Here is a 9963-nt window from a genome sequence, read left to right as displayed (position 1 = left end):
CATTTTGCATAGACTGAGTTATCTCTTCTATAGCAGTAGCAGATTGTTCTAAAGAAGAAGCTTGTGCATTAGAGCTAGTTGATAGATTAGTAATTTGTGTATTTAGCTTTTTAGCTTCTTCATTAAGTAAAGAAGCAAAGCTTAAAGAACTTTTTAACATCTTTCTTATTTCTTCTCCTAAGGCATTAGTTACTCTTTCTACACTACCTTTATTAGCTATATTACCTTTATCATCTAATACAGAAGTAGAGAAGTCTAATCTAAGATAGCTATCAAATACTCTTTCTATTTCATTCATATTACTTCCTATCTTAGTTTCTAATACATCTAACATATTATTAAGTACATCTTTAAGTTCTAGTAATTGAGGATTAGCAGGGTTTTTAGTTATACGTATACTTAGATTACCTTCTTCTATAGTCTTAGCTACTTCTAGGGCTTGTGATACTGCTGAAGAGTCTTTGGAGAGAGAGTTTCTTGTTTTATCCATAGCTTCATTAATAACATTAGATATAACTCCTAGTTCATCTTTAGATTTAGAATCTAATTTATTTATATGTATGGCTTTTTCATGGTTTATAACAGCAAAGGCATCTATTAAAGTAGCTTGTATATTTCTTACTCTTTTTATAAAGGCTTTATCTATATAGAAGTAGAAGAATAAGACTATGATGATGATAGCTACTATGGCAGTTATGACTATGATCCAAATTAGGGTGGTTACTGGTTTGAGGGCTACGTCAGTGCCTACAGATACATATGAACTCCACTTAGTGTTAAATCCCGGTATCTCAAAGCCATGATTGGCAATTAATGCATAACCATTTCTATCTTTAAGATAGGTTTCAGTTGTAAAGTTCTCACCTGTATCTACTCTAGTTGCATTTTGTCTATGCTCATCACTATCTACAAGAGAGGCAAAAAGCTTGCCATTAGAGTTTGGAAAGTTACCTACTACTACTCTATCAGTTGGATCAACTATTAGTCGGTAGATACCTGGCCACTGATCATTAGCAGTATTACTAACAATGCCAGTTAGATAATTAAGATCTATCCTTTGTACCATAGAGCCTACTGTTTGTCCATCTTTCATCAAAGGAAATGCCATCTGCAGTGCATAGTAGTTAGTACCACCAACATCACCACTCATAGGAGATCCAAGAGCTGGCTTACCTGTAGTGTAAGCTTTTTGCATAGGAGGCGAGTTTCTAAAGATACTTGCGGCTTCATTAGCACCTAAAAATATAACTTGATTATTTTTTTGAACACCACTTATAGCGACATCATTGCCTGATTGATATCTTGGGTCATCAACCTTGGCATTTTTTATATAAATAGTAGAGATGATTCCGAGTCTTGTAGCAGCAAGCATGGTAGATATCTCACGTTTTAAAGTAGCACTACTTAACTCAGCTTGGTTGTCTTTTAATAAAAGATTTATCTTATGGGCTACTAACTTTGTGCTTACAGCAACTTGGGATACTTGACTTTCTGTCGTTCTTCCTACACCTATAGCTGTGTATCTAAGTGTCGCTTCAACTTGATTTTTCAAAGCACTTTTTGCATTTACTATAACTATGGCAGAAAGTATGGCTATAACTATAATCACTACTATGGCGACTATAATGCCAACTTTTAAACTGATCGATTTTCTCATATATGCTCCTGTAATTGGTAAACTATTGGTAAATATTGGATTTAAAACTAGAACACAAGAAATGAATGTTGCATTAATAACTGCTATATCCCGCTGTAAAACCCATCTCTTCTGACTAAGTATAATCTTTTTTTTTGTATTGATGCGTGATAATAAAAGAGATATCTTATGGGATATATAAGCTGCCATCCTCTTTGTTACACTAAAATATAAAAAGGCTAAAATGCCTAAAGCTATTGTTAGTTATTAGATTCTAGCTTGAAAACGTGTGCTTATGGAATCTTGGTGCGTATTTTAAAGATAAAATTATAAAAAATATCTAAAAAGATAGAAATATATAGATAGAATCCATCCGCAAAAAAGCATTCTTTGTCTTGCTCAGACCTACTTTGTCATTTAGCATTGCAAGTGGCAATCAAAGCTCACAATGTAATAATAAAAACACAGACTACCTACAAAAACAATCCTTTTAAAAAACTAAACTTAAGTGCTAGCTAAAAGCATGCAATCTCAAAAAAGAAAAAGTAGCATCATGACTAAAAGCTAAAAGCTAAGCTAGCACTTCCATAGTCATTATTAAGAGTTTGCGTTGTAAACTCCCTTGCTTGCTGTACGACTTTAAAAGAAGCTTGAAAGTAGCTAAAGCCTATCTTTACTCCATACTCAAAGTAACCTTGTACATTAGCTAAGCTTAATTTATCAAAGCCTACTTTATCTCCAGTTACCTTTAAGTCATAGGCCACAAAACGTGGGACTACTCCAAAAAAGCCAAATATATAAAAGCCTTTCTTAAATACATAGTTGTTTATAGCTGACTTATCTAGTCCATACCCAGCACGCGCATACACGCCTAATCCTATATTTGAAGTGATACTTCCTAGCTCAAGACTTGGGTTTAATATGAGGTCAGATTGAAAATAAGAAGTATTTAGGAATCTAAAATAGAAGTTTAAGTCATACTCTAAGGCGACTAGAGGATAGTTTGTTATCTGATGATTCCAGCCTTTAAACTGTGGGGCTTTTATAATATTATGCAGTTCTTCTTGGGTTTGTTTGCCTAAGGCGGCACTTCCTAGCACTCCTAGTTTTAAGACTAGATTCTGCGTGAAGTCATCATCTCTTAAAAATAATCCAAAACTTCCATAAAGCGTGCCTGCATAAGGTCTATCACTCGCATCAAAGTTAGGGTCATCTTTTATATAAGGAGTGTAGAGTTTTTGTGTTAGAAAAAAGCTTACGCGCGCTGTCTTTGTCCCTGTGAAAAAGAAGGGATCAAGATAGCGTAAAAGGCCTATGCTTTCTAAGTCTTTGCTAATATAGCCAAGTGATGTGCCAGCAGTATAGAATCTATCAGGATAGCCACCTAGCATGGTGGTGGTATCACCAAAGGCACTATAAGCATCATTTTCTGATATGAGGGCTAGTGTGTGAAGCCTATAGTAGCCCTTGCTAGCTAGGCTAGCATCTAGTGCTTTTTTGGCTTCTTTTCTTTCTTTTTTAAGTCGTCTTTTTTCTTCTTTAGTCTGCTTGGCTAGGGCTTTTTTATCAAGCTTTGCTTGCCTGTAAAGACTTGTGCTTTCTGTACTATATAAATTTGCTGCAAAAATAAAGCTAAATGATAAAACTATAAATAACAAAAATCGCAAAACACTCTTTCCTTACATCTTTTAAAACTTATATATTTTTTAAAATACAGTCCGTGAATCCCTTCCCAACACGCCCTATAGAATCTAGCTCAAACTTCAAGCTATCACTATAAAGCTCATCTCTTATATAAGCCTCTTTTGCCCTTAAAAATACACTAAAGTTCCCCGGACTAAAAGATAAGATATCTTCTAGCTCACAAAAGTAAGCAACATCCACGCTTTTAGCTATAGGAGGAAAGGCTGCTAAAGGAGAAAAAAGCTCTATGCCAAACTCGCTAGCCTCGCTTTTATCATACTCTAGCTCAGTTCCACTTAGCTCCATCAACTTAGCATTTTTAAAACTAGGCAAGGAGATAGAAGCAAGCTTTGTATCTTCTATATTTTTCAAAGTATCTTTTTTCTCTCCACTGCTTTTCATAGTCAAAGCAAGTGAAAATATAACTGGACTAGAACAAATTGGTGCAAAAAAACTAAATGGTGCTAAGTTTACAACACCTTGCTTTGAAACGCTTGAAACCCAAGCTATAGGACGTGGCACTACTGTGTTACTCAAAAGCTTATAGCTTGCTAGTTTAGAAGCACTTTGCAGATTGTAAATCATGGCTTAATCCTTTTAAGATTGATTATAATAAGAAAAAGAGGTTTTTACTAGCCTAAGCTTATATAAAAAATGGAAGATTAGTCTTTAGAGACTTAAGGAAGAAGTGATGTTAAGGTATCTGTTTTTATCTCTAAGCTTTTTATGCTTTTTGCTTGCAAGTCCTAGCAGCCACAGCACAAAGCTTACAAACATAGAATCTATAAAGCAGTATATAAAAAACGACTACCTTAATAAGTATCAAAATTTACGTGTTAAAGAAGTGACCTTTAGTGCTAGAAGCTCGCTTGATATAGAGCATATTAAGATTTTAAACATGAAGCTTTTATCACTAAAGTCTAACACTGGCTACCTAAGACTAAAGTACAGCTATAAAAACGCCATCCTTGAAGATAGTCTTAGCTACACTCTTAGTGCTACTGTGCAAGCCTTCAAGGCAAAAAGAGATATAGGGATGAATGAAAACTTAACAAGTGACTTACTAAGTGAAGTAGATATCCCTTTTAGTAAAGGTGGACTAGCAAGCAAAGGACTTATCCTAAGCTCAGCTAGCAAAGTGGCTATGCAAAAAGATACTATTATCTTAGATAGGATGCTAAAGCCTGCTATCTTGGTTAGGATGAATGAACTAGTAAGTGCTAAAACTAGCGTGGGTGGAGTAGTGGTTGAAAGTACATTTAGAGCACTTCAAAATGGTGCTATGGGAGATATGATAAAGCTAAGAACACTAGATAGTAATAAGATCTTACAAGGTGTAGTTACAGGGGAGAATCTAGTAGAGATTAGATAAAAACTAGATTCTATATAGTTTTTATCTTACTTTATGTTCCCCTTCAAAGCTCGCCAAGCAAGGCCTTAGCCCTTAGTATAACTGGCAAATCTATCATAGCACCTTCAAAACTAAACACTGAGTTATCATGAAGCTCTGCAAGACGCACTATCTCTTTTGCCCAAGCAAGCTCTTTAGCACCCCTTAAATAAGTATCATTAACTATCTCTACTTGCATAGGATGTATGCAAAGTGCCCCACCAAAACCCATGCTTCTTACCTTATCGCACTCTTTTTTAAAGCCAGTTTTATCATCAAATCTAGCATATACGCCATTTATAGGTTTGGCTAAGTTAAATGCCTTTGATAGCACAACCATCTTTACTTTTATACTATCTAGTATAAAGTCCTTCCCACAGCCCTCTTCTAAAGAAAGATCTAAGCTTAGATCAAGTAGGCCTATGCTTAGTGCTAGTAGGTTCCTAGCTCTTATCAAACTCTCTAAACTATAAACTGCTAAGGCACTTTCTATAAGTGCTAAGACTTTATACTCTAGGCTTTCTATCTCATCTTTATTATCAGCCTTTGGCAGCATGATGCCTTTTAAGCTTGGCTTAATAGAATCTAAAAGCTTTAAGTCGTCTTTGTGAGAGCTTGATTCAAAGCTATTAATACGGACGAAAAACTTTTCATCTTTGTTATCTCTAGCAAATCTCTCTATATTCTCCCTAGCTTTGCTTTTCCCAGCTTCATTAACCGTGTCTTCTAGGTCAAATATAATGGAGCTTGCCTTTGTGCTAAAGGCTTTTTTAAATCTATCTTCCCTACTTGCTGGTACAAAAAGTAAGCTTTTCATCTACTTCCCTCTTTTTATGTTTTACTTTTAAAATTAACTTTTTAACTGCTTAGATATAAATGCTTTTCATGTTTTAAAAAATAATAACTAAAATTAATATTATATAAGTCTAGCTAGATTTAATATTTTATAGCAAGCCACACTAAGCCTATAGCACATTATCTACACAATCACATCACTTATATAATAATGTATAAAACACTATCAAAACCTTACTTAAACTTAAATACTGCTAGTGCTTTTAGACAAAAGGCTAGGCTTTGCATTACTGGACTTTACATCATAGGCAAGTTAGAAGATTCTATCATCATGTGAAAATTTTTAGTAGTGAGATCTAAAAGCTTTAGTGGATATGTAAAGCTATAAAATAGTAAAAACCTGCTAACAAATTAAAAGAAGACTTAAGGCCTAAACCCCGCTAAAAGTCTTTTAATCAAGGTTTAGGAAATATTCAAGGATCACAAGCCTAGCTATAACTAGACAAACTTAGCTAGACTGCAACTAACGTTTAGTGTTAGCTTTTTGTTCCCTTTTAGAGCTAGTGCTTTCTGAGTGTGCTACATAGTCTCTATAAGAATCATAAGTGCTAGCGTCTATCTTACCTGCATTTTTAAGAGTAAGTAGTATGTTGTAAGCTGTCATAACGGCAAGTTGATCAAGTTGACTTTGTTCTCTTAGTGATTTCATTTTATTTACTTGTCCTGCCATCTGCAATCCTTTATTTGATATGGAGTAATTCTAAAGTATTTTTTTGTGCTTTAATCTTAATCTTTCTTTAAAAACCCAAAAATAATAAAACTTTTTCTTTCTTTTTAAAACGTAAGTAAACTATATATTACTAAATAAAGAGTTTTTTACTAATTTAAAATTTTTATATTTTTTACTTTTTAGATAAAAATTAACACTTAATTATAGTTTTACTTTACTAAATAAAAAAATACTCAAATGATAATTTTAATCATTTCCTAAGATAGCTATAAAATGAGAGTATAGCTAGCCTCTAAACCTCTACTCAAAACTAAGTAATATCAAAAACCACATCTCACAAATATAACAAAAGCTATTTAGTCTATAAAAATTATGCGTATCACAGAACAAATAGATTAGATTCTAAGTCACTTATAAAGCTAACACAAAGTAAGACTTACTATTAAAGCTTTTTAAGATGCATCTTTAATAAAAACTAGTGGCTATGTTAGAATATTAAAAGCACACTTCAAGGTAAGAAATGGAATCTTTTCTAAGCACTTTTTCCCTTTTCAACAACTCCTTTATAGTAAACGCCCTAATAGCCATAGTGCTAATAAGCATCATAAGTGGCGTCATAGGCTCTTTGCTAGTAAGTTCAAAGTCAGTCTTTATAGGAGGCGGAGTAGCACACTGTGCTTATGGGGGTATAGGCATAGCTATATTTTTTGGCTTTTCTACTGTTATAGGTGCAGCAGGGGCAGCTATCATAGTAGCCTTACTTCTATCTTTTGTAAAACAGAAAAATGAGACCTTTTTAGATACTTTTAGCACTATACTTTGGGCTTTTGGTATGGCAGTGGGCGTGATATTTATGGATCTAACTCCTAGCTTTAATGCCAACTTAGAATCTTATCTCTTTGGCTCTATAATCGCTATAAACACAGACCTCTTCACACCCATCATCATCTTTGATGTCATCCTTTTAATCTTTGTTGGGGTTTACTATAGGGAGATACTAAGCGTAAGCTATGATTCAGAGTTCTGCAAACTGCTGGGTTTAAAAACTAAGCTTTTTTATAATATAATATTCATCCTAATTGCCATTGGTATAATATTTAGCATGCAAATTTCGGGGTTAATCTTAGTCTTAGCCATGCTTTCTATCCCGGCATATAGCGCTACTTTGGTAGTAAAAAGCTTGGGTATGCAGATGTTATTAGCAAGTATTTTATCTTTGGTTTTTATGTGCGTTGGACTGTTTTTTAGCTATAAGCTAAACATAAGCTCTGGGGCAAGCACTGTTATGTGTGCTCTAGTTTTTATGGTAATAGCTCTAATTATAAAAAAGTTAGCTTTAAAAAAGAGATTTTAAAAGGTATTTGATGTCTACTAAACCAACACTAGATTTGCCTATCGAAGAAAAGATTATAGAAATAGAAAAGCTAGCTAAACGCTCTTTTAAAGTCACTATCATCGCCTCATTTATAGCTATATTTCTACTACTTTTAATACTTATAAGCCTACTTATAGAAGTGGGGGCAACAGCAGGAGTTATAAGAGATCTAAGAAAAGTGCAGTCTAATGTTGCAACTATGGGCACTGAGATAGATAAGATAAAGTCATCCCCTAGCATCAAGCTTTATGAAGATGCTAAGGGGATAGTTAAAAGGATAGTGCAATGAAAAAACTCTACTTACTTTTAGTCCCCCTCTTAGGACTAAGCCTTCTTAAAGCAGCAGATACTTCAAGCCCTAATGATAGTGCTTACTCTGATCTAAACTCAGCCAAAGCACAGTATCACTTCAAAGTCACAGGCGGCATTATGAAGTATACTTATAACGAACCCGGTGTTATGAACATACAAGGAAGCATGCTAGAACTTGGCGTGATGAATGGCATCTCATATCAACACCTCTTTATTAAAGCTGATCTTTCTGCTAGCGGCATAGGGGATAATACCTACCATGGAAGTGCCGTTAACCTAAGCACTGGTGCTAAAACTCCCCTTGAGGCAACTAGTATTGATAGAGCTTTTAACATGTCTATAGGCATAGGTGGGATATATAGCTACTCTATCTTTGAAGCCTACTTAACTGTGGGAGTTGGTGCAAGAGCTTTATTAAACAACATCCTAAGTGATGCAGCCTATAGTAGAAAACAGATCTATTACTACATACCAGTTACGCTAAATGCCAAGTTTTCATTAAATGAAAAGATGGTTTTATTAGTATCAGGCACTTATAGACGCGTCTTTGGAGGCTATAACATAAGCTACTTTAGCAATATAGGCTATGATAATGACATCACCTTTAATCAGCAAACGGGCAATAGCTTTGAGGTATCTCTAGGGCTTGGATATAAGCTTAATACAGGCATAGCTAGCATGTCTATAGTTTATGACCAGTACTCTATAGGAGACTCTGACTTACAGCCTCTTTTTAGAAGTGGTGTCTATAAAGGGCTTTTCTTAGAGCCAGCTAACACTACAAGTACCATAGGCGTAAGACTAGGATATGAGTTCTAGCTATAAAACTCTAGCCACTTGATCTTATATCTACACATACCCTTTTGTGATAGCAAGTGTGGCTACTGCGCTTTTTACTCACAAACTAATCAGAAGCATCTTTTCTCACCCTACATCAAAGCTTTAGAGATCGATCTAAAATATCAACTAGAGTACTATAGCGTTAAAAGTATAGAATCTGTTTTTATAGGTGGAGGCACACCTAATATTTTAGATTCTAAAGCTTATAAGCAAATCTTTACACTTATAAACCCTTTACTAGTTAGTGGTGCTGAAGTAAGCATAGAAGCTAATGTCAATCTTATATCTAAGTCGTGGTGTGATGATCTAGTAAGTCTTGGTGCAAATAGGTTAAGTGTAGGTGTGCAAAGCTTCTATGAAGATAAACTTGAGCTTTTGGAAAGAAAGCATAAAGTAAAAGATATAGCTAAAAGCCTAGAGCTTGCAAGCAGCTTTAAAAACAAAAGTATAGATCTAATCTATGACACAGCACTAGATTCTTTAGCAAGATTAAAGCACGAGTTAGATTGTGCCTTACAGCTTGATATCAATCATATCTCTTGCTACTCACTTAGTATAGATAAAGATTCTAGCTTTGGCTTAAAAAACGCTAATCATAAAGCCTCACTTGAAAGCCAATCAAGCTTCATAAAGCAGCTTTTAGAATCCTATGGTGCCTTCCAGTATGAAGTCTCAAATTTCGCCCTACCCTATAAGTGCAAGCATAATCTTGCTTACTGGGAAGGCAAAGACTATCTTGGAGTTGGCGCATCTAGTGTTTCTAAGATAGATATCAAGCCTAATGGTGCTAGTAGACTTTATGCAAGCAAAGACTTAAGTGAGTATATAAAGCATCCAACTAAAAGGGTTAAAGAGCCCTTAAGCGAGGCTGACTTGCAAACAGAAAGGCTTTTTTTAGGCTTAAGAAGTGAAGTAGGAGTTAGCACAAAAGACTATAGCTTTAAACTTTTAGAATCTTTAAAAGATAAGATTTATATAAAAGGTGATCATTTTTTTGCAAAAGACTTATTTTTAGCTGATGAGATAGCTTTGTGGCTACTTAGAAGAAGTTAGAGTTTAAGCTTTTTGTTCGCAGAAAGTGCACTCAATTAGCATATATTAAACTTAATTATAAGCATCCAAATATAGTTTTTAATAAAGTTTTCCCCATCTAAATATTTAATAACCTATATAAAAAGGAACTAAAAAGCCTCTTTTGAAAA

At 34.4% G+C, this 9963-nt stretch carries 10 protein-coding genes; 5 read left to right on the top strand and 5 right to left on the bottom strand.

The window, feature by feature from the left end; translation table 11 throughout:
• The 3 genes from BKH40_RS08305 to BKH40_RS08295 all read right to left on the bottom strand — a co-directional run.
• On the bottom strand, window positions 1-1657 hold a 1657-nt coding region (locus BKH40_RS08305), incomplete at its 3' end, for a methyl-accepting chemotaxis protein (protein WP_095278561.1).
• Window positions 1658-2193: 536 nt separating this feature from the next.
• Complete coding sequence (locus tag BKH40_RS08300) at window positions 2194-3303, bottom strand: lipid A deacylase LpxR family protein (RefSeq protein ID WP_143428481.1); 1110 nt, start codon at window positions 3301-3303, stop codon at window positions 2194-2196.
• A 28-nt stretch (window positions 3304-3331) separates the two neighbouring features.
• Window positions 3332-3904, bottom strand: a complete 573-nt coding sequence (locus BKH40_RS08295; RefSeq protein ID WP_095278558.1) for a flavin reductase — start codon at window positions 3902-3904, stop codon at window positions 3332-3334.
• A 106-nt stretch (window positions 3905-4010) separates the two neighbouring features.
• Here BKH40_RS08295 and flgA point away from each other — a divergent pair, with 106 nt between their 5' ends.
• On the top strand, window positions 4011-4691 hold the full coding sequence (flgA, locus tag BKH40_RS08290; protein WP_095278557.1) for a flagellar basal body P-ring formation chaperone FlgA: 681 nt from the start codon (window positions 4011-4013) through the stop codon (window positions 4689-4691).
• 43 nt (window positions 4692-4734) lie between these two features.
• Here flgA and BKH40_RS08285 read toward each other — a convergent pair whose 3' ends face one another.
• Both BKH40_RS08285 and BKH40_RS08280 read right to left on the bottom strand, forming a co-directional pair.
• The gene (locus BKH40_RS08285; protein ID WP_095278556.1) at window positions 4735-5526 is read right to left on the bottom strand and encodes a CoA ester lyase; all 792 of its coding nucleotides are present in this window, start codon (window positions 5524-5526) and stop codon (window positions 4735-4737) included.
• Window positions 5527-6027: 501 nt separating this feature from the next.
• Window positions 6028-6234 carry a hypothetical protein gene (locus BKH40_RS08280; RefSeq protein WP_095278554.1) on the bottom strand — a complete coding sequence of 69 codons (207 nt, stop codon included), beginning with the start codon at window positions 6232-6234 and terminating at the stop codon, window positions 6028-6030.
• A gap of 520 nt (window positions 6235-6754) precedes the next feature.
• Between BKH40_RS08280 and BKH40_RS08275 the strand changes: the two genes are divergently transcribed.
• The 4 genes from BKH40_RS08275 to hemW are packed head-to-tail and all read left to right on the top strand — an operon-like array spanning window position 6755 to window position 9814.
• Complete coding sequence (locus BKH40_RS08275; protein ID WP_095278553.1) at window positions 6755-7588, top strand: metal ABC transporter permease; 834 nt, start codon at window positions 6755-6757, stop codon at window positions 7586-7588.
• 10 nt (window positions 7589-7598) lie between these two features.
• Window positions 7599-7898 carry a hypothetical protein gene (locus BKH40_RS08270; protein ID WP_095278552.1) on the top strand — a complete coding sequence of 100 codons (300 nt, stop codon included), beginning with the start codon at window positions 7599-7601 and terminating at the stop codon, window positions 7896-7898.
• On the top strand, window positions 7895-8740 hold the full coding sequence (locus tag BKH40_RS08265; RefSeq protein ID WP_095278551.1) for a hypothetical protein: 846 nt from the start codon (window positions 7895-7897) through the stop codon (window positions 8738-8740). Before BKH40_RS08270 ends, BKH40_RS08265 begins: the two co-directional genes overlap by 4 nt.
• 18 nt (window positions 8741-8758) lie before the next feature.
• Window positions 8759-9814, top strand: coding sequence for a radical SAM family heme chaperone HemW (gene hemW, locus BKH40_RS08260; RefSeq protein WP_095278550.1), 1056 nt, complete (start codon window positions 8759-8761; stop codon window positions 9812-9814).
• The last annotated feature ends 149 nt before the right edge of the window (window positions 9815-9963 follow it).

Origin of the sequence: Helicobacter sp. 11S02629-2 (assembly GCF_002272875.1) — a bacterium.
Taxonomy (GTDB): Bacteria; Campylobacterota; Campylobacteria; order Campylobacterales; family Helicobacteraceae; genus Helicobacter_I.
Note: the sequence above shows the minus strand (reverse complement) of the source record. Positions and strands in the feature narration are given on the sequence as shown.

What these genes read in the sequence shown, in the direction of transcription:
- flgA (WP_095278557.1), top strand. Translation starts at nt 4,011, where the DNA reads ATGTTAAGGTATCTGTTTTTATCTCTAAGCTTTTTATGCTTTTTGCTT.
- BKH40_RS08270 (WP_095278552.1), top strand. Translation starts at nt 7,599, where the DNA reads ATGTCTACTAAACCAACACTAGATTTGCCTATCGAAGAAAAGATTATA.
- BKH40_RS08280 (WP_095278554.1), bottom strand. Translation starts at nt 6,234, where the DNA reads ATGGCAGGACAAGTAAATAAAATGAAATCACTAAGAGAACAAAGTCAA.
- BKH40_RS08265 (WP_095278551.1), top strand. Translation starts at nt 7,895, where the DNA reads ATGAAAAAACTCTACTTACTTTTAGTCCCCCTCTTAGGACTAAGCCTT.
- BKH40_RS08295 (WP_095278558.1), bottom strand. Translation starts at nt 3,904, where the DNA reads ATGATTTACAATCTGCAAAGTGCTTCTAAACTAGCAAGCTATAAGCTT.
- BKH40_RS08275 (WP_095278553.1), top strand. Translation starts at nt 6,755, where the DNA reads ATGGAATCTTTTCTAAGCACTTTTTCCCTTTTCAACAACTCCTTTATA.
- BKH40_RS08285 (WP_095278556.1), bottom strand. Translation starts at nt 5,526, where the DNA reads ATGAAAAGCTTACTTTTTGTACCAGCAAGTAGGGAAGATAGATTTAAA.